Origin of the sequence: Pseudoxanthomonas sp. CF385 (assembly GCF_900104255.1) — a bacterium.
GTDB lineage: Bacteria > Pseudomonadota > Gammaproteobacteria > Xanthomonadales > Xanthomonadaceae > Pseudoxanthomonas_A.
Window position 1 is genome coordinate 38,648 of the sequence record NZ_FNKZ01000001.1, and the last position, 25,429, is coordinate 64,076.

The window sequence follows — 25,429 nt, forward strand, 5'->3', positions numbered from 1 at the left end:
GGAGGGTGCGGCGGTGGACTCAGCGCGCGTGCAGGCCGCGCGCGTGGCGGACGAACCGCCGCAATAGTTTGCGGGCTTGCGGCGCCGCCGTCACGCCACGGGCGATGGTGCCCGGGCAACGGCCTTCGCTGCGCAGGTGCTCGGCACGGGCGTGCACGTAGCCGCGCATGTGGTGGGTGGCGAATTCGGGATGGAACTGGACCCCCCAGGCGCGGTCGCGCCAGCGGAAGGCGTGGCAGTCGTCCTGCTCGGAGCGGGCCAGCACGGTGGCGCCTTCCGGCGGCCGCGCCACGGTCTGCACGTGGGTCGCATGGGCGGTGAACTTCAGCGGCAGCGCCGAGAACAGCGGGTCGTCCTGCGCATGCGGATGCAGATCGATATGGACGGTGCCGGATTCGCGGCCGGCCGGGTTGTAGGCCACTTCGCCGCCCAACGCATGCGCCAGCAACTGGTGGCCATAGCAGATGCCCAGCAGCGGCAGGCCTTCGTGGGCGGCGTCGCGCAGCCATTCGGCGCTGCGTTCGCTCCAGTCGGCGCGGTCGGTGACCATCGCGGCCGAACCGCTGACGATCACGCCGGCGAACCCCTCGCGTCCCGGCAGCGCATCGCCGCGTTCGACGTTCGCCACCACGGTCTCGTGGGCCTCCAGGCCGGCGGCCACGCGGATCCAGTGAGGGAAGCCGCCATAGCGCCGCATCGAGCGCACCGGCTGGCCGGTTTCGACGATGAGGAAGGGGGCTTTCACTGGGGCATCCACGACGGCAAAGCAGCGGCAGGACAAGGGCTTGCCCGTATACTAGCCCGCTTTTCCGCAGTGCACGATAACGCCATGGCCGGACAAACAATTTCACCGGTAACCTTCCAGGGCCTGATCCAGACGCTGAACCAGTACTGGGCCGAACAGGGCTGCGTTCTGATCCAGCCGCTGGACCTGGAAGTGGGTGCCGGTACGTTCCATCCGGCCACCTTCCTGCGCGCCCTCGGCCCGGAACCGTGGAACGCCGCCTACGTGCAGCCCAGCCGCCGTCCCACCGACGGCCGCTATGGCGAGAACCCGAACCGCCTGCAGCGTTACTACCAGTACCAGGTGGTGATGAAGCCCAACCCCGACAACCTGCAGGAGCTGTACCTGGGCTCGCTGAAGGCGCTGGGCATCGACCCGCGCGTGCACGACCTGCGCTTCGTCGAGGACAACTGGGAATCGCCGACGCTCGGCGCCTGGGGCCTGGGCTGGGAGGTCTGGCTCAACGGCATGGAAGTCACTCAGTTCACCTACTTCCAGCAGGCCGGCGGCCTGGAGTGCCGCCCGGTGCTGGGCGAGATCACCTACGGCCTGGAACGCCTCTGCATGTATCTGCAGAACGTCGACAACGTCTACGACCTGGTCTGGACCACCGGCCCGCAGGGCGTGGTGACCTACGGCGATGTGTACCACCAGAACGAGGTCGAGCAGAGCACGTACAACTTCGAGCACGCCGACGTCGCCGAACTGTTCCACCGCTTCGACGCCTGCGAGAAGGAAGCACTGACGCTGGTCGAGGCCGGCCTGCCGCTGCCGGCCTACGAACAGGTCACCAAGGCCAGCCACAGCTTCAACCTGCTGGATGCGCGCCGCGCCATCTCCGTCACCGAACGCCAGCGCTACATCCTGCGCGTGCGCAAGCTGGCGCAGGCGGTGGCCGAGGCCTACCACGCGCAGCGCGAGAAGCTCGGGTTCCCGGGATTGAAGAAAGAAACCGCATAGAGCCCCTCTCCCGCCGGGAGAGGGGTTGGGAGAGGGTCCGGCGACATCCGGACGGTCGGCCGCCAAGGACTTCGCCGCACCCTCATCCGCCCTTCGGGCACCTTCTCCCGAGTGGAGAAGGGAAACGCACCACAAGGTTTGACGACATGAGCGAACAAAAATCCCTGCTGGTCGAACTCGGCACCGAAGAACTGCCGGTCAAGGCGCTGCCCGGCCTGGCGCAGGCTTTCTTCGACGGCGTGATCGCCGCACTGGAGAAGCGCGGCATCGGCTTCGAGCGCGGCGATGCCAAGCCGCTGTACACGCCACGCCGCCTGGCGGTGCTGCTGCCGGCCGTGGATGTCGAGCAGCCCGAGCAGAAGTCCGAAGTGCTGGGCCCGTACCTCAACATCGCGCTCGACGCGAACGGGGCGCCGACCAAGGCCCTGGAAGGCTTCGCCGCCAAGGCCGGCATCGACTGGACCGCACTCGAGCGCACCACCGACGGCAAGGGCGAGCGCTTCGTCCATCGCGCGGTGAAGCCCGGCGCGAAGACCGCCGATCTGCTGGCCGATGTCGTGCGCGACGCGATCGCCGGCATGCCGATTCCCAAGCCGATGCGCTGGGGCGCGCACGAGTACGCGTTCGCGCGCCCGGTGCATTGGCTGGTGCTGCTGCTGGGCAAGGACGTGGTGCCGGCCGAGGTGCTGGGCGTGACGTCCGACCGGATGAGCCGCGGCCATCGCTTCGAACACGACAAGCCGGTGTGGATCAACGATCCGGGCGACTACGTGATGGCGCTACAGGGCGCGAAGGTGCTGGTCGACCCCGACGCCCGCCGCGCCCGCATCGTCGCCGAAGTCGAGAAGGCCGCGACGCAGGCCGGTGGCACCGCGCGCGTCACCGACGACAACCTCGAGCAGGTGGTCTGCCTGACCGAATGGCCGGCGGCCGTGCTGTGCAGCTTCGAGTCCGCGTTCCTGGCCGTGCCGCAGGAAGCGCTGATCGAGACGATGGAGATCAACCAGAAGTTCTTCCCGGTGCTGAGCGACGGCGGCAAGCTGACCGAGCACTTCATCGGCATCGCCAACATCGAATCGCAGGACGTGGCCGAAGTCCGCAAGGGCTATGAGCGCGTGATCCGTCCGCGCTTCGCCGATGCGAAGTTCTTCTTCGACGAAGACCTCAAGCAGGGCCTGGCCTCGATGGGCGACGGCCTGAAGACCGTCACCTACCAGGCCAAGCTGGGCAGCGTGGCCGACAAGGTGGCGCGCGTGGCCGCGCTGGCGGAAGCCATCGCTCCGCAGGTCGGCGCAGATCCGGCGCAGGCGCGCCGCGCCGCTGAGCTGGCGAAGAACGACCTGCAGTCGCGCATGGTCAACGAGTTCCCCGAGCTGCAGGGCATCGCCGGACGCCACTACGCCATCGCCGCGGGTGAGCCGAAGGAGATCGCGCTGGCCATCGACGAGGCCTACCAGCCGCGTTTCGCCGGCGACGACATCGCGCTGTCCCCGCTGGGCAAGGTACTCGCCATCGCCGAGCGCCTGGATACGCTGGCCGGCGGGTTCGCCGCGGGCCTGAAGCCGACCGGCAACAAGGACCCGTTCGCGCTACGGCGCAATGCGCTGGGGTTGGCGCGGACGATCATTGAAAGCGGCTTCAATCTCTCGATCAAGGACCTGATCGCGAAGGCCGTGGAAGCCATCGGCCCGCTGCCGACCGGCAAGGACGGCGCGTCCGCCACGGCGGACACGGGCGAGCTCTATGACTTCGTCATCGACCGCCTGCGCGGCTACTACGCCGACAAGGGCGTGCCCGCCGCGCACTTCACCGCGGTGGCGGAACTGAAGCCGGCTTCGCTGTACGACTTCGACACCCGCCTGGATGCCATCGGCACGTTCGCGACATTGCCGGAAGCCGAGGCGCTGGCCGCGGCGAACAAGCGCATCGGCAACATTCTGAAGAAGGCCGACATCGCCATCCCGCATACGATCGACCGCGCGCTGTTGAACGACCCGGCCGAAAGCGCGCTGGCCGAAGCGGTGGAGGCGGTGCTCGGCGAGACCGACGAGGCGCTGCACCACCACGACTACGTCACCGTGCTCAATCACCTGGCACGCCTGCGCCCGCAGGTGGACGCCTTCTTCGACGGCGTGATGGTGAATGCGGACGACCCGGCCGTACGCGCGAACCGCCTTGCGCTGCTCAAGCGCCTGGCCGATCGCTTCCGCGCCGTGGCCGCGATCGAGCATCTGTCGAACTGATGCTGATTGCCTTCTCCCCGCGTGCGGGGAGAAGGTGCCCGGAGGGCGGAGGGGCAGGCGCGGCGCCGACGGCGCGCCGACATGCCCCGACGCCGTTCGCCCCTCACCCGCCTTCGGCACCCTCTCCCCGCACGCGGGGCGAGGGACCGTTTCACACTCGGCGTTCATCCTCGTTTCGCGTGAACCATGCCGCGCGGATCGCGGCGTACTTTCACCGCGCTTAACCTGCACCGGTTATCCTCCCTGCATGCGACGACTCCCCCGCTTCGCCATCGTCCTCTGCATGTTCGCCGCCGCCGGCCCCGCCTGGGCCGCGGCCATCGTGGACAAGGTCCGGATCGAGGGACTCGACGACGAACTGATGATCGAGAACGTCAACGCGGCGCTCTCGCTCAACGATTCGCTCGGCAACCGCCTGGGCGAATCGCGGCTCGAGTATCTGTTGGGCGAAGCGGCTGCCGAAACCCGTGAGGCGCTCGAGCCGTTCGGCTATTACTCGCCGGAGATCACCGTCGATGCGCCGCGCACCGAAGGCGCCGATGACGAGCGGCTGACGGTGACCGTGCGCGTGTCCCTCGGCGAGCCGGTGCGCGTGCGCAGGCGCGACCTGTCGATCGAAGGCGAGGGCGGTGGCGACCGCTACCTGAAGGAAGACCTCGAGGCATTCGCCCCGGACGTCGGCGACGTGTTCGACCACACGACCTACGAGGCCAGCAAGCTGGCCATCGTGCGACGGCTGGCCGACCGCGGTTACTTCGACGCCGACTTCACCCATCGCCGGGTGGAAGTCACCCGCGCCGACCATGCGGCAGACATCGCGCTGGGCTGGGTCAGCGGCATCCGCTACGACATGGGCCCGACCACCTTCCACCAGGACAAGTTCGACCAGGGCCTGCTGGACAAGCTGGTGTACTGGGAAGAAGGCAGCTACTTCCACCAGGGCAAGCTGGACCGCCTGCGCGAATCGCTGGTGGGCCTAGACTACTTCTCCAGCATCGATATCCAGGCCAACCCGGACAAGGCCGAGGAAGGCCGCGTGCCGATCGACGTGAAACTGGAGCTGGCCAAGCGCGACATCTATACCGCGGGCCTCAGCTACGGCACCGAAAGCGGCCCGGGTATCCGCCTGGGGCTGGACCGCCGCTACGTCAACTCGCGCGGCCACAAGCTGTCCACGCACCTGGATTACGCGCAGAAGCGCAAGACGCTGCTGACGCAATACCGCATCCCCGCGTTCAAGTGGCTGGATGGTTGGTTCACCGTCGGCCTGCAGGCCAGCGACGAGCAGACCGACTACATCGACCTGCGCCATGTGGAGTTCACCGGCAGCCGCAGCGGCCAGGTGAGCGAGGACTGGACCGCCATCGCGTCGATCCACACGCTGCGCGAACGCTGGCGCTACGTGGAAAACGACCCGCTCACCGGGCTGCCGGACACCACCGTGCAGTACGCCACGTTCACCTACCCCTCGCTGCGCGCGGACTACACCAACTCGCCGGTCGGCTCGAACCGGCCCGACCAGCTCGCCGGCTCCATCCTGCTACGCGGCGGCGCGGAAGGCGTGGGCTCGGACGCCAACTTCCTCCAGTTCCACATGCGCGCGCGCTGGTCGCAGCGGTACAAGGCCAACAGCGCGTTGATCGTGCGCGGCGAGTACGGCCACACGTTCACCAGTTCGCTGGTGGCGATGCCGCCGTCGCTGCGCTTCTTCGCCGGCGGCGACCGCAGCATCCGCGGCTATGCGTGGCGCGAAGTGGGTCCGCGCCGGGGCGACTACGCCCTGGGCGCGAAGAACGTGCTCACCAGCAGCGTGGAATACGAGTTCTATCCCAAGGGCGGTCCCTACGGCGGCGCGGTGTTCGTCGACACCGGCAGCGCCTTCGACGGCACCCGTCCGCAGCTCAGTACCGGCATCGGCGTCGGCCTGCGCTGGCGCTCGCCGGTGGGCCCCGTCCGGCTCGACATCGCGCACGGCCTGGATGATCCGGATTCGAGCTTCCAGATCTACCTCAACATCGGGACGGATCTGTGAGGAAGTACAAGCTGCCCGACGACCTGACACCGGAAGAGCGGGAAGCCCGCATCGCCGAACTGCGCGCGCGCCGGAAAGCGCGGATGCGCACGCTCGCGATCCGCAGCGCGATCGGCACCGGCGTACTCGTCGTGCTGCTGTGCATCGGCCTGTACTGGTTGCTGCAGACGGTGGCTGGCCGCGACATCCTGCTCGCGCAGATCCAGGCGCGCCTGCCGGCGGACGCGTCGCTGACGTACAAGGAAGTGGACGGCCCCATCGCCGGCCCGCTGACGTTGCGCGGCGTGGATTTCCGCTGGGACACGATCCACTTCACTGCCGACGAGGTGTACCTGGAGCCGGACCTGCGTCCGTTGCTGGGCAAGCGCCTGCGCCTGGACGTGTTGCGCGTGCGTGGCGCGATGCTCGACGTGCCCGAGAGCGACGAGCCGTTCGAACTGCCGCATTGGCCCGACCTGCTGCCGCAGATCGAGATGCCGCTGGCGATCCAGGCCGACCGTCTGGAAGTGGACCGCTTCCTGATCCGGCAGAGCGGCCAGCCCGTCATCGACATCGCCCGCGCCACCGGCGGCCTCGACATCGGCAACGGCTACGTGCATGCGCAGAAGCTGGCCATCGCCAGCGACCGTGGCGCCTTCGGCGTGCACGGCAGCTATGCGCCGCGCGACAACTACACCACCGACCTGACCGCCACCGGCGTGTTTCCCGCCGCCACCGGACGCACGCCGGCCCGCATCGGCCTGGTGGCGCGCGGCAACCGTGCGCGGATGAACGTCGGTGTGGCGGGCGCCGCACCGGCGCCGCTACGCGCGACCCTGACCCTGCGCGGCGAAACCAAGCCGACCTGGAACTTCGCTGCGAAGTCCGAAGCGCTCGACCTGTCGTTGCTCGGCGTGATGGACGACAGCACGCCGCTCGCGTTCGACCTGGTCGCCAAGGGCGCCGGTGGCGCCGCGGACCTGCAGGGCACGGCACAGCAGGGCGACATCGCCGTGGTGATCGAACCCTCGCACGCCCGCATCGACGGCGAGGTGCTGACCGTCGAACCGCTCGCCATCCGCGCCTTCGACGGCTACGCCGCGCTGCGCGGGCGCGCGGACTTCACCGTGCCGGAGAACCCCGAGTTCCGCTTCGCGGTGAACGCGCGCGGCCTGCGCTGGGGCACGGAGGCGGAGAGCATGATCGGCGCCGAAGGCGACTTCGGCCTGGCCGGCAAGCTCGAAGCCTGGGCGGCGATAGGCAAGGCCACACTGACGCGCGGCGACGACAGCGCGGTGCTGGAATTCGACGGCCGCGGCAACGCCGAGCGCGTGCAGCTGCAGACGCTGCGGGCCACCATGCCGACCGGCACGCTGGACGCGACCGGCACCGTCGGCTGGGCACCCGTGCTCGATTGGGACGTGAAGGCCACGCTCGCCGGCTTCGACCCGGGTTATTTCGCCGCGGGATGGAACGGCAACATTTCCGGACAGCTCGCCTCCAAGGGCAGGCAGCGCGAGGACGGCCGGTTCCAGGGCACGCTGGATGTGCCGAAGCTCGGCGGACGCCTGCGCGATCGCGCGCTCGATGCGCGCGGCACGTTCGCCCTCGACGGCGACGCGGGCCAGGGCGAGCTGGATCTGTCGCTGGGCGGCAGCCGGGTTGCAGCGAAAGGCAAGGTCGGCGACACGCTCGATGTCGACGCCACGTTCCGTCCGCTCAATCTCGCCGACCTGCTCCCGGACGCTAGCGGCACCCTCGCCGGCACGCTGAAGCTGACCGGCGCGCGCACCGCACCGAACATCGATGCCGACCTCGGCGGCGAGAACCTGCGCTGGGACGACTGGAGCGCCGGCCGCGTCAGCCTGCGCGGCCGCCTGCCCTGGCGCAACGGCGCAGGCGAACTCGCGTTGCAGGCCAGCGCCGTCGACGTCGGTACCGTGCTGGACAGCGTGCAGCTCAACGCGCGCGGCGCCGTGGAAGACCTGCGCTTCGACGGCGATGCGCGCAACGCGATGGGCGCGGTGGCGCTGGCCGGCAGCGCGCAGAAGCGCGGCGCGAACTGGCAGGGCACGCTGGACGCGCTGCGCATCGCGCCCTCGAAGGGCAATCCGTGGACGCTGCGGCAGCCGGCGCGCTTCGCCCAGAACGGCACCACGTGGACCCTGTCCGAAAGCTGCCTGGGGTCCGATATCGGCGGCGCGCTGTGCGCGACCGCCAACTGGCCGCGGCAGGGCCTGGTGGTGCGCGGCGAAGCGCTCTCGCTCGCTCTCGTGCAGCCCTGGCTGCCGCCGAGCAACGGCCGCCCGCTGACGCTGCGGGGCGAGTTCACCCTCGACGCCACGCTGCGGCCCGCCGGCAACGCCTGGGCAGGCGAAGTGCACCTGGCCTCGCTCGATGGCGGCCTGAAGATGGGCACCAGCGCGCGCGGCGAGATCATCCGCTACGACAACTTCACCTTCGACGCCGAGTTCACGCCGCAACGCATCCAGGGCCGCCTGGGCACCGGCTTCAAGGGCGACGGCTACGTCGATGCGACCTTCAACACCGGCTGGGATGCGTTCGCACCGCTGAAAGGCGATCTGTACTTCCACAACTCCCGCTTGTTCTGGATGGAGCTGTTCTCGCCGGATCTCGTGCGTCCGCGCGGCAAGCTGGCCGGCCACATCGGCGTGGCCGGCACGCGCGGCCGTCCGTTGTTGAGCGGCGAAGCCACGCTCACCGAGTTCACCGGCGAGCTGCCCGCGCTCGGTGTCTCGCTCACCGACGGCAGCGCGGACCTGGTCGCGCTGTCCGACGGCAGCGCGCGCATCGACGGCAGCATGAAGACCGTCTCGTCCACCGGCGGCACCGGCACCGGCGGCGTGCTCAACGTGTCGGGTACGCTGGGGTGGAACAACGACACCACGCCACTGCAGTTCCAGGTGCGCGGCAACAACGTGCTGGTCGCGGATACCACCGACCTGCGCGCGGTGGCTTCGCCGAACCTGCAGGTCGGTTTCGCCGACAACACGATCCAGGTACGCGGCGAAGTGGGCGTTCCATCCGCCACCATCGACGTGGAGAAACTCGATGACGGTGTATCCGCGTCGGACGACGTCGTGGTGCTGGACCCCGCCGATCCGGAGCGCGCGCCGAGTTCGCGACTCGACCTGGACCTGGCGCTCAAGGTCGGCGACCAGGTCAACCTGAAGGGCTACGGGCTGGAAGGCACGCTGGCCGGCACCCTGCACGTGCGCTCGCAGCCGGGCCGCGAAATGCTGGCCACCGGTCGCCTGGACGTGGACGGCCGCTACGAGGCCTACGGGCAGAAGCTGCGCATCACCCGCGGCGAGCTGACGTGGAGCAACAACGCGGTGTCCGACCCGCGCATCAACATCCGTGCCGAGCGCGAAGTCGTCAGCGCCAGCGTCACCGCCGGCATCGACGTGACCGGACGCGCCAGCCAGCCGCGTGCGCGCGTGTGGTCCAACCCGGCGATGTCCGAATCCGAGGCGCTCGCTTACCTGGTGCTGGGCCGCTCGCTCAACACCGCCAGCAGTGACGAAAGCCAGCGCATCAACGCGGCCTCGTCCGCACTGGGCGCCGGCGCGGGCCTGCTCGCGTCCCAGCTCGGCGCGAAGATCGGCCTGGACGATGCGGGCGTGCTGGAATCGCGCACGCTGGGCGGCTCCGTGTTCGGCGTGGGCAAGTACCTGTCGCCCAAGCTGTACGTCAGTTACGGCGTGTCGATGATCGGCTCGGGCTCCGCGGTGACGCTGAAGTACCTGCTGCGCAAAGGCTTCGACGTGGAAATCGAATCGAGCACCATCGAGACCCGCGGTTCGATCAACTGGCGCAAGGAAAAATGAGGCCACGCCTCCATCGCGGCCGCCGCGCTGCCCGATGACGCCCGCCCTGCTCCGGCATCGCCTGCAGCGGCAGGGCATCGCGACGCCGGTCGCCGACAGCGTCGCCGCGACGGTCCGCCATCTGGCGGCGATGCAGGCCCAGGACTACGCCGCCTCGTTGTTCGCGATCGGGCTGCGTACCTCCGGCGCGACGCTGGCCACGGTGGAGGCCGCGATCGCGCGCGGCGAGATCGTCCGCACCTGGCCGATGCGCGGCACCCTGCACTGGCTCGCGCGCGAAGACGTGCGCTGGATGGTGGCGCTGATGGCGCCGCGCGTGCAGGCCGCCAACGCCGCGCGCATCGCCCGCGACCATGGGCTGGACGAGCACACGCTTGCGCGTTGTCGACGCGCGATCGAGGCAGCGCTTTCCCACGGCCGCCCCGTCATGCGCGGCGACCTGTACGCGCAGCTGGACGCGATCGGCGTGGACAGCGGCGGACAGCGCGGCCTGCAGGTGCTGGGCTGGATGGCCCACGAGGGTCTGATCTGCCAGGGCCCGCGCGAAGGCCGGCAACCGACCTTCGTCTGGCTCGATGCGTGGATCCCCGCAGCCGCCACGCTCAGCCGCGAGGAAGCCCTGCATCGCCTCGCGCTGCGCTACCTGCAGGGCCACGCGCCCGCGAGCGCGGCCGACCTGGCCTGGTGGTCCGGCCTGACCCAGAAGGACGCGAAGCTGGCGCTCGAGAGCGCGTCGTCGTCATTGCTGCGCGAGACGCACGCAGGCGATGTGCTGTGGCATGCGGCCGCACTGCCGGCGGCACGCGCTGCGCGCAGCATCCATCTCCTGCCCGCCTTCGACGAGTACCTCATCGGCTATCGCGACCGCAGCCCGGTGGTGGCGGACGAACAACTGCGCCGGGTGATCGGCATCAACGGCCTGGTCAACCCCACCGTGATCGTGGACGGCCGCGTGGTGGGCACATGGAAACGCGACGCCGATGCGCGCGGGCACGTCCGCATCGCACCATTTCGTCCTCTGGCTGAGAAGGAACGACTTGGCATCGGCAAGGCGGCGGCGCGGCTCGCGCGGTTCCTGGGTGCGCCTGCGCCGGTCGCGTCCTGAACAGCGCCGCTCTGTAACCCGGCATTTGCCGCATGCGGGGCGGCCGGCTATCGTCGTCCGTCCTGTCATTGCGATATCTCCGATGCGCCGCCGAATCTCCGCCACCACGCTCGCCCTGGGCGTTGCCCTCACCCTGCCCGCCCATGCCGACGAAGGCATGTGGATGCCTTCGCAACTGCCGCAGCTGGCCAAGCCGCTGCGCGAGGCCGGCTTCAAAGGCGACCCGAAGACACTCGCCGATGTCACTGCCGCGCCGCTGAGCGCGGTGGTCCGCGCGGGCGGCGGCACGGGTGCGTTCGTCTCGCCGGACGGCCTGATCCTGACCAATCACCACGTCGCCTACGGCGTGATCCAGTACAACAGCAAGCCGGAGCGGAACCTGATCGACGACGGCTTCACCGCCGCCGACCGTGCCGGTGAGCTGCCGGCGAATCCGGACTTCCGCGTGTTGGTCACCGTCGGCTACGACAAGGTCACCGAGCGCGTGCTGAAGGACACCTCCGGCAAGACCGGGCGCGCGTACTTTGATGCCGTCGATCGCGCCAGCAAGGCTATCGTCGCCGAATGCGAGCAGGAAACCGGCGTGCGCTGCAGCGTGGCGAACATGTACTACGGCACCGACTTCTACCGCATCCGCCAGCTGGAGCTGCGCGATATCCGCCTGGTGTACGCACCGCCGCGCGCGATCGGCAACTACGGCGACGAGATCGACAACTTCATGTGGCCGCGGCACACCGGCGACTTCACCCTGCTGCGCGCCTACGTCGGCAAGGACGGCAAGCCGGCGGCCTACAGCACGGACAACGTCCCCTATCGCGCCCCCGCCCACCTGTCGCTGGCGAAGGACGGACCGAAGGCCGGCGACTACGCAATGCTGGCCGGCTATCCGGGCACGACGTACCGGCATCGCACCGCCGCCGAGTTCGACGAACAGGTCAACTGGACGCTGCCCGCGCGCGTGGCCGTGTTCGACCAGCTCATCGGGGTGATCGAAGCGGCCGGCAAGCAGGACGCCGATGCCAAGACCCGCTACGCCGCGCAACTGCAATCGCTGAAGAACAACCGCAAGCGCGCGGCCGGCGAGCTGGAAGGCCTGCGTCGCAGCGATGCCGTGCGCGTCCGCGCGGAAGACGAACGCGGCATGCTGGCCACGGCGGCGGCGAAAAAGGAACGGGCGGACATCGACGCGCTCGCTGCCTCGATCGCCGGCGGCTCGGCCGTGCGCGAGCGTGAGCTGCTGCTGTCGCTGTTCGGTTCCCAGTCCCAGCTGATGCGCACCGCGATCACCCTGGAACGGCTGCGTATGGAGTCGGCCAAACCGGATGCCGAGCGCGAGAGTGGCTACCAGGCCCGCGACCACGCCCTCATCGAAGGCGTCCTGAAACAGGTGCAGCGGCGCTACGCGCCGGACGTGGAGAAGGCGCTGTTGACGGTGCTGTTGACGCGCTATCAGCAATTGCCGGACGCGCAGCGCCTGCCGGGCTTCGACGCCGCGTTCGGGCGCACGCCTACCGCGCTGAAGCAGGCACTGGACACGCTGTACGCGCGCACGAAACTGGGCGATGAAGCAGAGCGCCTGTCCCGGTTCGCCGCCGCCCGCGAAGGCAAGCCGGTGGCCGCCGATCCGTTGATCGACCTGGCCGCCACGCTGGTGCCCGTGCAGCTGGCGTTGGAGCAGGAACGCAAGACGCGCGAGGGCGAGCAGCTCCGCCTGCGCCCGGCGTACATGCGTGCGCTGTTCGCATGGCGCCAACAACAGGGGCGTGCGCTGTATCCCGACGCCAACGGCACGCTGCGCGTCAGCTTCGGCAAGGTGGATGGCTTCTCGCCGCGCGACGGCGTGCAGTACACTCCGGTGACGACCGTGGCCGGCATCGTCGAAAAGAACACCGGCGACGTGCCCTTCGATGCACCGAAGCCGTTGCTGGAAGCGATCGTGAAGGGCGATTTCGCCGGCACCGAAGACCCCGTGCTGAAGACGCAGACGGTCAACTTCCTGACCAACCTGGACACCACCGGCGGCAACTCCGGCTCACCCGTGCTCAACGCGCGCGGCGAACTGATCGGCCTGAACTTCGACAGCAACTGGGAATCCGTCAGCGCCAGCTGGATGTTCGACCCGCGCTACAAGCGCGCGGTGCACGTCGACATGCGGTACCTGCGCTGGCTGATGGGCAAGGTGTATCCGGCGCCGCACCTGCTGGAGGAGATGGGCGCGCAGTGAAGCCCGACGACGACCCGCGCCCGGTCGAACCCGAACCGCCGCTGCCCAGCGATTGTTGCAACAGCGGCTGCCCGATCTGCGTGCACGATCTGTATGCCGAACAGCTGCAGCACTACCGGCAGCAGTTGGCGGACTGGAAAGCCAGGCACCCCGATTCGCCAGCCTAGACGACGCCCAGTGCCTCGCGGAGGAAGGCGTCCAGTTCCGCATCGCTGCAGTCGCGGCCGGGCAAGTCAGGTGCCGCGGATCGCATGCGCGCCAGCTGCTCCGCCAGGAAATCGCTGATCACCGCAATCCGCGGTGCATCAGCCACCTCCTTGCTGGCTCGTTTCGCCACCAGCAGGTCGTCAATGGCCTCGCGCAATGGACCACCGGGGCAAAGGCGATCAAGAAGGTGCTCGAACGCCATCGGCGGCGGCTCCCCGTCCGCCTCGATCCAGAGGCAGGCGAGCACGGGACGGATGGCGTACAGGTACTTTTTGGTCCTGATGCGCTCGCCCTGCAGATGGCCGTCAAAGGTGGAGGCCGCCATGCTCAGGTAGTGGTGCCAGCCGGCACGGCGCGAATAGGCGCGCGTTGCCAATGCTTCGAGCATCGGTGCCAAGCGCTCGTCACGGCGATAGACGATCGGCGACCGCATCCACTCCAGCAGTGTGGGGTTGGATTTCGAAAGCAACCTCAGTGCCTTCCGCAGATCCCATCCACTGACGTCCAGGTCGGTTTCGATCGGCAGCTCGATAACGTCACGCTGCGGTTCGCCGGGCCCCGTGCGCTCACTGACGCTGAGATACCACGGCGCGCGATGCAGATAAACGAAGCGTGCGTCGTAGTCGCTGTCGGGCGACGAGAAGCCCCAGCCACGGCTTCCGGATTCGCAAGCGAAGAGGATCCGCACGTCGTGTTCGCTTTCGATCCGCGCGAGCGCTTGCTCGATCGCGGCGCGTTTCTCCGGCTCCACTGGATGGATATTCATGCCCCTCCCCTTTTTTGGAAAGGGAGTATCGCATCGGAACACCTCGGCTCACGCCACCCGACTACGCCGCGCGCGCTCCAGGTGCACCAGCAGCAACGAGATGGCGGCGGGCGTCATGCCGGGGATACGCTGCGCCTGACCGATCGTTTCCGGTTGCACGCGCTCCAGCTTCTGCTGCACTTCGGCCGACAGGCCGCGCACGCCGGCGAAGTCGAAGCCCGCCGGGATCGGCGTGGATTCGTTGCGCTGCTGGCGCTCGATCTCGTCGCGCTGGCGGTCGAGATAGCCGGCGTACTTCACGCCGATCTCCACCTGTTCGGCCACCTGCGCATCGTCCACGCCGGGCCCGATCGACGGCACCGCCATCAGCTTCGCGTAATCCAGTTCGGGGCGCTTGATCAGGTCGAGCACGTTGGTCTCGCGGCTGACCTGCACGCCCAGCGTATCGGCGACGTCGCGCCCCATCGCATTGGCGGGCGTGGCCCACAGCGCGCGCAGGCGGCCGGTTTCGCGCGCGATGGCCTCGCGCTTGGCGTCGAAGCGTTGCCAACGCGCATCGTCGACCAGGCCGAGCGCCCGACCGGTTTCGGTCAGGCGCAGGTCCGCATTGTCCTCGCGCAGCTGCAGCCGGTATTCGGCGCGGCTGGTGAACATGCGGTACGGCTCCTTCGTGCCATGCGTGATCAGGTCGTCGACCAGCACGCCTAGATAGGCTTCATCGCGACGCGGCGACCAGGCCTCTTTCTGCTGCGCGAAGCGCGCGGCATTGAGGCCGGCGAGCAAACCCTGCGCGGCGGCTTCCTCGTACCCGGTGGTACCGTTGATCTGGCCGGCGAAGAACAGGCCCGCGACCGCCTTGGTCTCCAGCGACGCCTTCAGGCCGCGTGGATCGAAGAAGTCGTACTCGATGGCGTAACCGGGACGCGTGATGTGCGCGTTCTCCATGCCGCGGATGCTGCGCACCAGCGCCAGCTGCACGTCGAACGGCAGCGACGTCGAGATGCCGTTGGGATAGATCTCGGTGACGTCGAGGCCTTCCGGTTCGACGAAGATCTGATGGCTGGCCTTCTCGGCGAAGCGCACCACCTTGTCCTCGATGGACGGGCAATAGCGCGGACCGATGCCCTCGATCTGGCCGGAGTACATCGGCGAGCGATGCAGCGCACCGCGGATGATCTCGTGGGTCTGCTCACTGGTGTGGGTGATCCAGCACGACACCTGGCGCGGGTGGTCGGCCACATCGCCCATGAAGGACATCACCGGCAGCGGATCGTCGCCGGGCTGCTCTTCCATCACCGAGTAATCGAGCGAGCGTCCGTCGATGCGCGGCGGCGTGCCGGTCTTCAGGCGATCGACGACGAAGGCGCCCTCGCGCAGGCGCTGCGCCAACGCCGTGGCCGGCGGGTCGCCCGCGCGGCCGGCAGCGTACTGCGTCTCGCCGACATGGATCTTGCCGGCGAGGAACGTACCCGCCGTCAGCACCACCGCCTCGGCGTGGAACCGCAGGCCGGTCTGGGTGACCGCGCCCTTCACGATGCCGCCTTCGATGATCAGATCGTCGACGGCCGCCTGGAACAGGGTCAGGTGGGCCTGCGCTTCCACGGCGCGCCGGATCGCGCTGCGGTACAGCGCGCGGTCGGCCTGGCAGCGGGTCGCACGCACGGCGGGGCCCTTGCTCGCATTGAGCGTGCGCCACTGGATGCCCGCGCGGTCGGCGGCCCAGGCCATCACGCCGCCCAGCGCATCGATCTCCTTCACCAGATGGCCCTTGCCGATGCCGCCGATGGCCGGATTGCAGCTCATCGCACCCACCGTCTCCACGTTGTGGGTCAGCAACAGCGTGCGCGCGCCAGTGCGGGCGGACGCCAACGCAGCCTCGGTGCCGGCATGGCCGCCGCCGATGATGATCACGTCGTAGTGGTGGAAGCTGGGGCTCATCGTGGATTCCGGGCCCGCGATCATGCGGGTGGGGGTTCAGGCTAACGAGGTCGGGGTGCAGGGCAAAGTTGGCACGCTTCCTGCTGTATTCCCATGCACCCGTCGTGGCAAGCGACCAGGGGCGCCAAGCTGGTAATGGAACAGGGGCCAGCAATGCGCACGCCGGGGATGCCGGGGGCCGGTAGTCGGGGGACTGCCGGCCCCTTTTTTATGCGCGCAGGATACCAGAGCAAGAAAAAAGCCCGGCAAAAGCCGGGCTTTTTGTTAGGCGCCGACGCCCGGCAGGGCCGGAACAGGGGGGATCCAGATTTCCCTACCGGACGTCGACATTGAACCTTTATTGCCGCTTACGTCAGAAAGCGACGCAACCGGTCAACCTGTGTTCGCAGCCTGCGACGACCTACGTGGGAAAGCAACGGAGAACCCGCCCGAAGGCGGCCGGATCAGCGCTCCTGCTGACGGATGGCGTTGTCCGAACGCCTTTGCGGCCTGGGCGCCGGTTCCGAACGTTCCATCCGGGACGGCGCGGACCGTTCCATGCGCTGCGGGCGCTCGGCCGTCCGCGGCGCCGATGGCGACGGCGCCACGCGCGGCTGCCGGTATCCACCCTCGCCCACGCGCGGCTGGCCCGGGGCGGGTACGCCCTGCGGGGACTGCTGCGGGATCTGCGGGTGCGAACCCCTTTCATGCCAGCGCCCCGTCGGGTCGCGCCACGGCGGCGGACGATTGCCACCGCCACCGCCGGGCGGCTTGGGCGTGTCGGGACGCGGCGGGCGCGGATGGGAGGGATAGTAGGGGTAGTACGGGCCGCGGTACCCGTAGTACGGATAGCTCGAGTAGCCGCCGTAGCGATAAGGGCCGTAGTAGCCGTAGCCGCTGTAGACGCCCCCGCCCCCGTAATAGCCGCCGTACGGGTCGTAGTACTGGGTACTCGGTCGGCCGTGGTAGTAACCGCCCGGCGCGGTGTCGCCTACGTAGTCGTAGGTCGCGCAGCCGCCCAGCGCCAGGCTGGCGAAAGCGACTGCGGTCAGATAGATGCGCTTCATGGCGGAACCCCCGTTACTCTGTGATCGCAGCATCGGCCCGCCGCTTTGAATCCGTGCTTAACCCTGCCTGTCGCCGTCGCCACGGCTCAGCCCCCGGAAAGCTTGGCCGGCCTGCCCGCCGGGGTCGTCGCCGACCTGATGCGTTAACCTTTCCCCATGCCGATGCCCCCGCCTACCTTCGACGACATCCTCGCCGCCGCCGCCCGCATCGCGCCCCACGCCCACCCCACCCCCGTGCTGCGATCGAACACCCTCGATGCCCTGGCCGGCTGCCGGCTGTATTTCAAGGCCGAACCGCTGCAGCGGGGGGGTGCGTTCAAGTTTCGGGGCGCCTGCAACGCCGTCTGGGCTCTGGATGAAGCCGAGGCCGCCCGGGGCGTGGTCACGCATTCCTCCGGCAACCACGGTGCGGCGCTCGCATTGGCCGCGCGTACCCGCGGTATCCCGTGCCACGTGGTCGTGCCCGAGGGGGCCAACGCCGCGAAGCTGGCCAACATCGCCCGCTATGGCGCCCAGATCCACACCTGCGCCCCCACGATCGCGGCGCGCGAGGCCACCGCCGACCGCGTGCAGGCCGATACCGGCGCCGTCCTCATCCATCCCTACACCCATCCGCACGTGATCGCGGGCCAAGGGACGGCGGCGCTGGAGCTGCTCAACGCCCACCGCCACATCGAAGCCGTCGTGGCGCCGGTGGGCGGCGGTGGCTTGCTGTCCGGTACGGCGATCGCGGCCGCGGCGTCCACACCGGGATGCCGCGTCCATGGCGCCGAGCCCACCGGCGCCGCCGACACCGCCGCGTCGCTGGCAGCCGGCACGCGCAAGATCGATTTCGTACCCGACACGGTGTGCGACGGGCTCCGCGGCACGCTGGGCGAACCCAACTTCGCGGTGTTGCAGGCTCATGGCGTGACCGTGCATACGGTTCCCGACGATGAGACCCTGGCGGCCATGCGGCTGATATGGCAATGCCTGAAACTGCTGGTGGAACCGTCGTCGGCGATCGCGCTGGCGGCGATCCTGCGCCATCGCGCGCTGTTCGCGGGCCAGGATGTCGGTGTGGTGCTCTCGGGCGGCAACGTCGACCTGGATGCGCTGCCTTGGGCGGTGGCCGCATGAACGCGCGTCGCGGGAAATCCAGGCGTGGCGTGCTGGGCTGGGCATGGCGCCTGCTGCTGCTGGTGCTGGTGTGGCTGGCCGGCGTCGCCGCCTACATCATCTGGGTGGGGCAGCGCGACGACGCCGAGCGCGCGGACGCGATCATCGTGCTGGGCGCGGCGGCCTACGACGCGAAACCGTCCCCGGTGTTCGAGGAACGCATCCGCCACGGCATCGATCTGTACAACCGGGGCCTGGCGCCGAAGCTGATCTTCACCGGCGGTTATGGCGGCAAGGGAGCGCGCTTCTCGGAATCCCAGGTGGCCCGCCGCTATGCGTTGCGCCAGGGCGTGCCGGACAAGGCGATCCTCATCGAATCGCTGTCGCGCAACACGCACGACAACCTGCGCCAGGCATCGCAGGTGATGCAGCAGCACAACCTGCACAAGGTCATCGTCGTCAGCGATCCGCTGCACATGGCGCGCGCGCTCCGCATCAGCAAGGAACTCGGCATCCGCGCGGTGGGTTCGCCCACGCCGACCAGCCGCTTCCGCACGTTCGCGACGCGCTGGCGCTTCCTGCTGCAGGAAGTCTATTTCTTCCATCGCGACCGCCTGCCGCGCTGAACGCGTGGCGTATGATGGCCGCGTTCGCCCTGTCACCCCGGACTCCCCCATGAAGATCGACGGCACGCGCAAGCAGGACCGCGCCACCGAACTGGTGCTGACCTACTACGCCGCGTTCAACCGGGGAGACTGGGAAGGCATGCTGGCCATGCTCACCGACGACGTGGTGCACGACCTCAACCAGGGCGCGCGCGAAACCGGCAAGGAGGCGTTCGCGGCATTCCTCGGCCGGATGAACGCGAGCTACCGCGAACAGCTGCGCAACATCGTGGTGCTGGCCACCCAGGACGGTAATCGCGCCGCCGCCGAGTACATCGTGCATGGCGAGTACCTGCATACCGACGAAGGCCTGCCGCCCGCGAGCGGCCAGACCTATGCATTGCCGGGCGGCGCGTTCTTCGACATCCGCGACGACGGGATCGCCCGCGTCACCAACTACTACAACCTGCAGGACTGGATCGCGCAGATTTCGCGCTGATCGAGCCGGTTCACTCGCCCCGTCGACGGATGGGAATCCGCGACAGCGGTACCGCCGCGATGTCCTCGCCCTGCCCGCGGATCGGTGCGCCGGGCGGCGGCGCCCACGCGTGGGCATACAGCACTTCCCAGGTACTCGGCAGCGTGCCGTCGTCCCGACGCAGCGGTTCGTAGGCGGCCGCGGCCGCGGCGAAGCGCGAGCGTCCGGTCAGCGTGTGCCGACGACGATGCAACGCATTCGTCGCGCCCATCGCGCGCAGCTCGCGCATCAGGCTGGGCAGGTCGTCGTAGGTCAGGGTGAAGCGGTCGCGGTCCAGTACGGGATCGCGGAACCCCGCCATCACCAGCGCGTCGCCGAACTGGGCGATGGGCGGGAACGGGCTCACGTGCGGCGAGGCGTCGCCCTGCGCGAACGCGTCGCGCAGTTCCTGCAGGGTTTCCGGGCCGAAGGTGGAACACACCAGCAGCCCGCCGGGCTTCAACACACGGCGGAAGTTGGCGAACGCCGCCGGCAGGTCGTCGACCCACTGCAGGCTCAGGTTGCAGAACAGCACGTCGACGCTCGCCTCCGCGATCGGCAGCGCGCGCAGGTCCGCGCAGACGCGCGCGAAGGGCTTCCACCACCCGGCCTGCTTCTTCGCCTCGCGCAGCATCGGCAGGGCCAGGTCCAGCGCGATCACCCGCGCCTTGGGCCAACGCTTGCGCATCGCAGCGGCGGCATGCGCAGGCCCACAGCCGACATCCAGCACGACGGCGGGTTCGGCGCCCTCCGGACCCGTGCGCAGCGCGAAGTAATCCAGCGATTCCATCAATCGCTTTTCCACTTCGTGCTGCAGGGCCGCCGCCGCGTCGTAACCGGCCGCAGAGCGCGAGAACGCGCGGCGGATGTGGCGTTGATCGAATGTACTCACGCGGCCGCCTCCAGCTCGGGCAGGAAGGCCTCCAGCGCATCGACAACGAGATCGGCGTGACCGAGGAACGGCGCGTGGCCACCGCCGGCGATCTCGACGTAGCGTCCGCCGGGCGTCAGTGCCGATGCGGCACGCATGGCCTTCGCCGGGACCAGCAGGTCGCGACGGCCGGCGATCCACACGCTGGGCACGCGGATCGCGGGCAGGTTCGCGCGCAGGTCGCTCTGCTCCAGCAGGCGCAGGCCTGCCTGCAGGGCCGATGGCGTGGGTTCGCCACGCGCGTACAGGTCGCGCTTGAGGCTGCGCAGTTCGCTGCGTGCGTGCTCCGAGCCCATCGTGTCCAGCGCCAGGAAACGTTCCAGCGTGCCGGCATAGTCGTTGCGCAGGTCGTCGCCGAACTGGGCGAACACATGCGCCTCGACCGCGTGCGGCCAGTCGTCGGCGCGCACGAAGCGCGGCGTGGCCGCGATCATCGCCAGGCCGCGCATCTGCGACGAACGCGCGGCCGCCTCCAGCGCGAACAGCCCGCCCAGCGACCAGGCCAGCCAGGCGGCGGGCGGCGTGCGTGCGAGCACCGCATCGACGGTCGCATCGAGCGATAGCGCGACATCGCTGTCGCGGCTATGGCCATGGCCCGGCAGGTCGACCAGATGCAAGGTGTAGCGGGAGGACAGGCGTTGCACCAGCGGCGCGAACACGCCGCCATGCAGGGCCCAGCCATGCAGCAGCACCAGGGAGGGGCCGCTGCCGGTGGTTTCGATATGCATGCGCGTATTGTCGCCGATCACGCACGGCGAGGCGCATCCCGGGCGGGAGACGCGCGCGCTAGGCGACGGCGCCGTGCACGCGCTGCACGGCGTCCCACGACCGCGCCAGCGTGGCGACCAGCGCGTCCACATCCTGCGGCGAATGGAGCGCGGACAGGGTGACGCGCAGGCGCGCCTTGCCGTCCGGCACTGTCGGCGGGCGGATCGCCGGCACCAGGTAGCCGGCGCTGTCCAACGCGGCGGACAGGGCCAGCGCATTGCCGTCGCTGCCGCACAGGACCGGCTGGATCGGCGATTCGGAGGCCATCAGCTGCAGGCCGGCACGTTGCGCGCCGATGCGGAACCGGTCGACCAGCATCTGCAGCTTCTCGCGGCGCCATTGGTCCTTGCGCGCGTGCCTGACCGCGACCCGCGTCGCGGCCGCCAGCGCGGGCGGCATCGCGGTGGTGTAGATGTACGGCCGCGCGGTTTCCGCGAGGTGCTGGATGAGCGTCTCTTCGCCCACGACCACTGCGCCGTACCCGCCGAGCGCCTTGCCCAGCGTGACCAGCTGCAAGGGCACGTCGGCCACGCCCATGCGCGCCTCGGCCACGCTGCCACGGCCCTCCGGCCCGCGCACGCCCACGCCATGGGCGTCATCGACGAAGAACAGCGCCTGCTGCATGCGTGCGACCAGACTCAGTGCGCGCAAGGGCGCGGTGTCGCCGTCCATGCTGAAGACACCGTCCGTGGCCAGCATCGCGGCGCCATCCGGTTGCAGTTTCAGCTGACGGAGTGCGCCTTCCGGATCGAGGTGCGGGTACCGGCGCAGCTTCGCGCCCGCCAGCCGAGTCGCATCGAGCAGGCTGGCGTGGTTCAGGCGGTCCTGGACGCACACGTCGCCGTCCTCGAGCAGGGCCTGCTGCACGGCCAGGTTCGCGAGGAAGCCGCTGCCGAACAACAGCGCGCGGGGGTAGCCGAGCCAATCGGCGATCTCGCGCTCCAGGCCTTCGTGCGCCGCATGGTGGCCGCTGACCAGGTGGGAAGCGCCCGCCCCCGCCCCGTCCCGGCCTGCCGCGTCCTGCAGGGCGGTGGTGACTTCGAACTGCTGGGCCAGGCCGAGGTAATCGTTGCTGCTGAATTCGGTGAGCCAGCGGCCGTCGACCTCCACCCGCACGCCGTCGCGGCGGTGGATGGTGCGCCGCGCGCGCTGGCGCGACAGCGCGACGCGTTGCTGGCGCTGGGCGAGGATGCGGTCGTGCAGGTCGAGACGGGTCATGGGGTCGGCACCGGAACTGGGGAACGTCGATGGACGCCCCCGGGACGCGGCGACGGCGACGCGCCGGGACGCGATGCCCGCGCCGGCGTGATGGCCTTCGTCCTGCCCCCTGGTGCGCCCCGACTACGCCGCCTGGCCGCAGGACGGCGCAGGACGGGTGATGTCGGCATGCACCGTACCGCTGCCGGCGGCTTCCATTCTGTGATGGTCGTGCACGTTTTCCACCTGCACCGCCATCGGCCGCAGGCCCAGCCGGGCGAACAGGGCCTGGTCGCGCTCGGTGTCCGGGTTGCCGGTGGTCAGCAGCTTCTCGCCGTAGAAGATCGAATTGGCGCCGGCCATGAAGCACAGCGCCTGCAGCTCGTCGCTCATCGCCTCCCGGCCCGCCGACAGCCGCACCATCGAGGCCGGCATGGTGATGCGCGCGACGGCGATCGTGCGGACGAATTCGAACGGATCCAGCGCGACCGTGCCGTGCAGCGGCGTGCCGGCCACCTGCACCAGCTGGTTGATCGGCACCGAGTCGGGGTGCGCCGGCAGGTTGGCCAACGCCTGCAGCAGGCCCGCGCGCTGATCGCGCGACTCGCCCATGCCGACGATGCCGCCGCAGCAGGTCTTCATGCCGGCATCGCGCACGTGCGCCAGCGTGTCCAGGCGGTCCTGGTACTCGCGGGTGTGGATGATGTCACCGTAGAACTCGGGCGCCGTATCCAGGTTGTGGTTGTAGTAGTCCAGGCCGGCATCCCTCAGCGCATGCGCTTGGTCGCCGCTCAGCATGCCCAGCGTCGCGCAGGTCTCCAGGCCCAACGCCTTCACGCCGCGGATCATCTCGGCGACCTTCGGGATGTCGCGGTCCTTCGGCGACCGCCACGCCGCGCCCATGCAGAAGCGCGAGGCGCCCGCCGCCTTGGCCTGTGCGGCCTTCGCCAGCACCTGCTCCGTGTCCATCAGCTTCTGGGCCGTCACGCCGGTGTCGTAGCGCTGCGCCTGCGGGCAGTAGGCGCAGTCCTCGGGACAGCCGCCGGTCTTCACCGACAGCAGCGTGGACACCTGCACTTCGGCCGGATCGAAATGGGCCCGGTGCACGCCGGCGGCCCGATGCAGCAGCTCGGGAAACGGCAGGTCGAACAGGGCCAGCAGCTCGTCGCGCCGCCAGTCGTGACGCAGACTGGGGGGCGGACTGGAAATGTGCAAAGACATCGCGGACTCGCGCGGATAGAGTCGGGGAAGTCTGGAAACCACGGACGGAGCTGTCAACCGCATGGATGCCGGTTTAGTTGACAGGTGGCGCATGGCCTGCCGATGGCTGCTGCCACCCCTGTAGGATCCGGGAAAAGGTGAGACTCGTTGGTGCAAAAAGCGAGACCGTTTCGCCGAAAAGACGAGATTTTTCGGGAGCTTTCAGCTGCGCAAACGTGCGCAAAATAGCCGGAGTTATGCACATTAGGCGTCTATTTCGCCGATCTTGACTCACTAGGCACCCTCCCCGCCACCTGAATCGACGTGTTGCTGGCAAGGCCGCTACCCGTGCTGCCAAAGCAGGGCATCGGGCTGGTTACATGGGCGGCCACCAAAGCCCATGCATACAGGCCGCAGCCAATACGCCCCCTACGAGCGAGCGCGCCGGACCGCTCGCGCGCCGACTTGCCGCGGGGGCCAGGGCGCTCAGCGGGTACGCTCCTCCCACGGCTGCCAGGCACTCATGCCGCGCGGCAATACCAGCAGAGTTAGCGTCGTGTCGTACTCAGTCGCGGAAATTTTCATCTCACGAACTGACAGCTGTTTCGGTGCGTGAGGAAACCATGTCGCCGCCGCAACCTCCATGCCAGCACGGTCATCGCTGATGGAGTCGTTAGCGGCTAAAGATCCTGCGGGGACTTCAACCAATTGCTTACGAGACCGGAAAAATGCTCCATTCCTTGCTGCCGCGGTGCTCGAGAATGCCCACTTCATAAAGCCATCGCGATGGACAATGAGAACGGCAGCCAAGTCCGTATGCTTCAACCATCGCAGCGTGACCGCTGTTAGCGAAACGCCGTACCTTGCGGCGCACGCACCCAATCCCTGGAAATCCGCGCACCCGCTCATCTGCTCGCGAAAATCGTTGAGCGGCATCAGCAACGTTGCTGCAAATGCATCTGCCTGTGCCTCAACCGTGACCTCGTCTGTGTCACGGTTTACAACATCGTCCTCTGCACAGCTGAACTGATCACGCTGCTGGCGATGAAGAACGTAGTGCCCCAGCTCGTGAGCTTGAGTGAACCGAATTCGGCCGGGCGACCTGATAGCTTCGTTGTATAGCAAACACCACTTGCTCTTTTCATCGTTAGCGAAAAGAGCGCCCTCAAACCCCGGTATGCGAGCCGCTTTCACCTCAGTGATAGGGTCCTTCCAACCCAACTGGTTGGCAGCGTCCTGAGCCAGCTCGCCCACATCCACAGGAAATCTCCGTGTGCCGTGGAACTGGGCAAACAGATCAAGAACATGAGTGAACTTGTATGCCGCCTTTGACGGCGTCAGCTCCACAGTCATCAAGGGCTCTTCTTGAACGACTCCATGATCTGGCGCATTACAGCTTTGCCGCTTGCATCAAGATCCTTGTAGTTACGAAAGAAGGCTTCGTCCACATGCGCTTCTGCAGGCGTTGTCACTTCGTCTTCAAGAAAGTAGGCGACCGGTTGGCCAAGGATCTTAGCGAGCGCATCGAGCTTCTCCGCAGAGGGCTTAGGAGCGGGACGATTTTCCAGCTCCCATAGGTAGCTCTTGCTCATTCCGGCCCCTGAGGCCAGCTCATCTAACGTCAACCCTCGCTCCTTTCGAAGCGCGCGGATCTTGTCGCCCAGTTTCGTGCTCATAACATTGTTAATATTTCGTTACATTCCCCGGTACCACTATACCGAACTTTCTGTTTGACAACACCGAACCAGCGGGGCACACTCAATCCCGTTCGTCAGACCGAACAAAAGTTGCCGGGGTCATGTTAGAAATCTGGCACTCCGTCACGCAGAGTGCTAGGCTGTTAAGCAAACGATAAGGGCCCGGCACTGTGGCCGAGCCCCTGATATAGAAGTTCACGCTCTTTCAAAACACAAGATCTTGAGGCCGACTCGTAATCGGCCGAATCCCAAAATCACACCTGCAAGGTATTCAGCTTGGT

At 68.3% G+C, this 25,429-nt stretch carries 20 protein-coding genes; 10 read left to right on the forward strand and 10 right to left on the reverse strand.

What is annotated here, in order from left to right; genetic code table 11:
• Nucleotides 1–19 precede the first annotated feature (19 nt).
• On the reverse strand, nucleotides 20–745 hold the full coding sequence (locus tag BLT45_RS00215; protein ID WP_256385780.1) for a glutamine amidotransferase: 726 nt from the start codon (nucleotides 743–745) through the stop codon (nucleotides 20–22).
• Nucleotides 746–829: 84 nt separating this feature from the next.
• Between BLT45_RS00215 and glyQ the strand changes: the two genes are divergently transcribed.
• The 7 genes from glyQ to BLT45_RS00250 all read left to right on the forward strand — a co-directional run bounded on the left by glyQ (nucleotide 830) and on the right by BLT45_RS00250 (nucleotide 13,345).
• Nucleotides 830–1,744: a glycine--tRNA ligase subunit alpha gene (glyQ, locus tag BLT45_RS00220; protein WP_093293592.1), complete on the forward strand. Its 915-nt coding sequence runs from the start codon at nucleotides 830–832 to the stop codon at nucleotides 1,742–1,744.
• A 146-nt stretch (nucleotides 1,745–1,890) separates the two neighbouring features.
• Entirely contained in the window at nucleotides 1,891–3,987 is a 2,097-nt protein-coding gene (gene glyS, locus BLT45_RS00225; protein ID WP_093293595.1) for a glycine--tRNA ligase subunit beta, read from the forward strand.
• 247 nt (nucleotides 3,988–4,234) lie between these two features.
• Nucleotides 4,235–6,019, forward strand: coding sequence for an autotransporter assembly complex protein TamA (locus BLT45_RS00230; RefSeq protein WP_093293598.1), 1,785 nt, complete (start codon nucleotides 4,235–4,237; stop codon nucleotides 6,017–6,019).
• A complete protein-coding gene (locus tag BLT45_RS00235) occupies nucleotides 6,016–9,849 on the forward strand; it encodes a translocation/assembly module TamB domain-containing protein (protein WP_254771751.1) in 3,834 nt (1,277 codons plus the stop codon). The genes BLT45_RS00230 and BLT45_RS00235 overlap by 4 nt, the downstream gene beginning before the upstream one ends.
• Before the next feature lie 34 nt (nucleotides 9,850–9,883).
• Nucleotides 9,884–10,954 (forward strand): winged helix DNA-binding domain-containing protein, encoded by a 1,071-nt coding sequence (locus BLT45_RS00240; RefSeq protein WP_093293601.1) that lies wholly within the window; start codon nucleotides 9,884–9,886, stop codon nucleotides 10,952–10,954.
• Nucleotides 10,955–11,027: 73 nt separating this feature from the next.
• The gene (locus BLT45_RS00245; RefSeq protein WP_093298272.1) at nucleotides 11,028–13,178 is read left to right on the forward strand and encodes a S46 family peptidase; all 2,151 of its coding nucleotides are present in this window, start codon (nucleotides 11,028–11,030) and stop codon (nucleotides 13,176–13,178) included.
• Entirely contained in the window at nucleotides 13,175–13,345 is a 171-nt protein-coding gene (locus BLT45_RS00250) for an oxidoreductase-like domain-containing protein (protein WP_093293604.1), read from the forward strand. The genes BLT45_RS00245 and BLT45_RS00250 overlap by 4 nt, the downstream gene beginning before the upstream one ends.
• Here the strand turns inward: BLT45_RS00250 and BLT45_RS00255 are convergent.
• The 3 genes from BLT45_RS00255 to BLT45_RS00265 form a co-directional block, all read right to left on the reverse strand.
• A complete protein-coding gene (locus BLT45_RS00255) occupies nucleotides 13,342–14,151 on the reverse strand; it encodes a nucleotidyltransferase domain-containing protein (RefSeq protein ID WP_093293607.1) in 810 nt (269 codons plus the stop codon). The genes BLT45_RS00250 and BLT45_RS00255 overlap by 4 nt on opposite strands.
• A gap of 48 nt (nucleotides 14,152–14,199) precedes the next feature.
• A complete protein-coding gene (mnmG, locus tag BLT45_RS00260) occupies nucleotides 14,200–16,089 on the reverse strand; it encodes a tRNA uridine-5-carboxymethylaminomethyl(34) synthesis enzyme MnmG (protein WP_093298275.1) in 1,890 nt (629 codons plus the stop codon).
• A gap of 443 nt (nucleotides 16,090–16,532) precedes the next feature.
• On the reverse strand, nucleotides 16,533–17,135 hold the full coding sequence (locus BLT45_RS00265) for a hypothetical protein (protein WP_254771752.1): 603 nt from the start codon (nucleotides 17,133–17,135) through the stop codon (nucleotides 16,533–16,535).
• A 156-nt stretch (nucleotides 17,136–17,291) separates the two neighbouring features.
• On the opposite strand from BLT45_RS00265, the gene BLT45_RS00270 reads away from it, so the two are divergent.
• From BLT45_RS00270 to BLT45_RS00280, 3 genes are read left to right on the forward strand one after another with little or no spacing between them, the layout of a single operon-like run.
• On the forward strand, nucleotides 17,292–18,254 hold the full coding sequence (locus tag BLT45_RS00270; protein WP_093293611.1) for a pyridoxal-phosphate dependent enzyme: 963 nt from the start codon (nucleotides 17,292–17,294) through the stop codon (nucleotides 18,252–18,254).
• The gene (locus BLT45_RS00275; protein WP_093293614.1) at nucleotides 18,251–18,859 is read left to right on the forward strand and encodes a YdcF family protein; all 609 of its coding nucleotides are present in this window, start codon (nucleotides 18,251–18,253) and stop codon (nucleotides 18,857–18,859) included. Before BLT45_RS00270 ends, BLT45_RS00275 begins: the two co-directional genes overlap by 4 nt.
• 49 nt (nucleotides 18,860–18,908) lie before the next feature.
• A complete protein-coding gene (locus BLT45_RS00280; RefSeq protein WP_093293617.1) occupies nucleotides 18,909–19,337 on the forward strand; it encodes a ketosteroid isomerase-related protein in 429 nt (142 codons plus the stop codon).
• A 10-nt stretch (nucleotides 19,338–19,347) separates the two neighbouring features.
• Here BLT45_RS00280 and bioC read toward each other — a convergent pair whose 3' ends face one another.
• From bioC to BLT45_RS00310, 6 genes are all read right to left on the reverse strand, one after another.
• Nucleotides 19,348–20,247, reverse strand: a complete 900-nt coding sequence (gene bioC, locus BLT45_RS00285) for a malonyl-ACP O-methyltransferase BioC (RefSeq protein ID WP_093293621.1) — start codon at nucleotides 20,245–20,247, stop codon at nucleotides 19,348–19,350.
• Nucleotides 20,244–21,014, reverse strand: a complete 771-nt coding sequence (bioH, locus tag BLT45_RS00290; RefSeq protein ID WP_093298278.1) for a pimeloyl-ACP methyl ester esterase BioH — start codon at nucleotides 21,012–21,014, stop codon at nucleotides 20,244–20,246. The genes bioC and bioH overlap by 4 nt, the downstream gene beginning before the upstream one ends.
• Before the next feature lie 58 nt (nucleotides 21,015–21,072).
• The gene (gene bioF, locus BLT45_RS00295; RefSeq protein WP_093293624.1) at nucleotides 21,073–22,272 is read right to left on the reverse strand and encodes an 8-amino-7-oxononanoate synthase; all 1,200 of its coding nucleotides are present in this window, start codon (nucleotides 22,270–22,272) and stop codon (nucleotides 21,073–21,075) included.
• Between the two features lie 123 nt (nucleotides 22,273–22,395).
• Nucleotides 22,396–23,472 carry a biotin synthase BioB gene (gene bioB, locus BLT45_RS00300; protein ID WP_093293627.1) on the reverse strand — a complete coding sequence of 359 codons (1,077 nt, stop codon included), beginning with the start codon at nucleotides 23,470–23,472 and terminating at the stop codon, nucleotides 22,396–22,398.
• Nucleotides 23,473–23,937: 465 nt separating this feature from the next.
• The gene (locus BLT45_RS00305) at nucleotides 23,938–24,804 is read right to left on the reverse strand and encodes an ImmA/IrrE family metallo-endopeptidase (protein ID WP_093293630.1); all 867 of its coding nucleotides are present in this window, start codon (nucleotides 24,802–24,804) and stop codon (nucleotides 23,938–23,940) included.
• The gene (locus BLT45_RS00310) at nucleotides 24,804–25,127 is read right to left on the reverse strand and encodes a helix-turn-helix domain-containing protein (protein WP_093293633.1); all 324 of its coding nucleotides are present in this window, start codon (nucleotides 25,125–25,127) and stop codon (nucleotides 24,804–24,806) included. Before BLT45_RS00310 ends, BLT45_RS00305 begins: the two co-directional genes overlap by 1 nt.
• Nucleotides 25,128–25,429 lie beyond the last annotated feature (302 nt).

What these genes read in the sequence shown, in the direction of transcription:
- glyQ (WP_093293592.1), top strand. Translation starts at nt 830, where the DNA reads ATGGCCGGACAAACAATTTCACCGGTAACCTTCCAGGGCCTGATCCAG.
- glyS (WP_093293595.1), top strand. Translation starts at nt 1,891, where the DNA reads ATGAGCGAACAAAAATCCCTGCTGGTCGAACTCGGCACCGAAGAACTG.
- BLT45_RS00230 (WP_093293598.1), top strand. Translation starts at nt 4,235, where the DNA reads ATGCGACGACTCCCCCGCTTCGCCATCGTCCTCTGCATGTTCGCCGCC.
- BLT45_RS00240 (WP_093293601.1), top strand. Translation starts at nt 9,884, where the DNA reads ATGACGCCCGCCCTGCTCCGGCATCGCCTGCAGCGGCAGGGCATCGCG.
- BLT45_RS00255 (WP_093293607.1), bottom strand. Translation starts at nt 14,151, where the DNA reads ATGAATATCCATCCAGTGGAGCCGGAGAAACGCGCCGCGATCGAGCAA.
- mnmG (WP_093298275.1), bottom strand. Translation starts at nt 16,089, where the DNA reads ATGAGCCCCAGCTTCCACCACTACGACGTGATCATCATCGGCGGCGGC.
- BLT45_RS00265 (WP_254771752.1), bottom strand. Translation starts at nt 17,135, where the DNA reads ATGAAGCGCATCTATCTGACCGCAGTCGCTTTCGCCAGCCTGGCGCTG.
- BLT45_RS00270 (WP_093293611.1), top strand. Translation starts at nt 17,292, where the DNA reads ATGCCGATGCCCCCGCCTACCTTCGACGACATCCTCGCCGCCGCCGCC.
- BLT45_RS00275 (WP_093293614.1), top strand. Translation starts at nt 18,251, where the DNA reads ATGAACGCGCGTCGCGGGAAATCCAGGCGTGGCGTGCTGGGCTGGGCA.
- BLT45_RS00280 (WP_093293617.1), top strand. Translation starts at nt 18,909, where the DNA reads ATGAAGATCGACGGCACGCGCAAGCAGGACCGCGCCACCGAACTGGTG.
- bioH (WP_093298278.1), bottom strand. Translation starts at nt 21,014, where the DNA reads ATGCATATCGAAACCACCGGCAGCGGCCCCTCCCTGGTGCTGCTGCAT.
- bioF (WP_093293624.1), bottom strand. Translation starts at nt 22,272, where the DNA reads ATGACCCGTCTCGACCTGCACGACCGCATCCTCGCCCAGCGCCAGCAA.
- bioB (WP_093293627.1), bottom strand. Translation starts at nt 23,472, where the DNA reads ATGTCTTTGCACATTTCCAGTCCGCCCCCCAGTCTGCGTCACGACTGG.
- BLT45_RS00305 (WP_093293630.1), bottom strand. Translation starts at nt 24,804, where the DNA reads ATGACTGTGGAGCTGACGCCGTCAAAGGCGGCATACAAGTTCACTCAT.
- BLT45_RS00310 (WP_093293633.1), bottom strand. Translation starts at nt 25,127, where the DNA reads ATGAGCACGAAACTGGGCGACAAGATCCGCGCGCTTCGAAAGGAGCGA.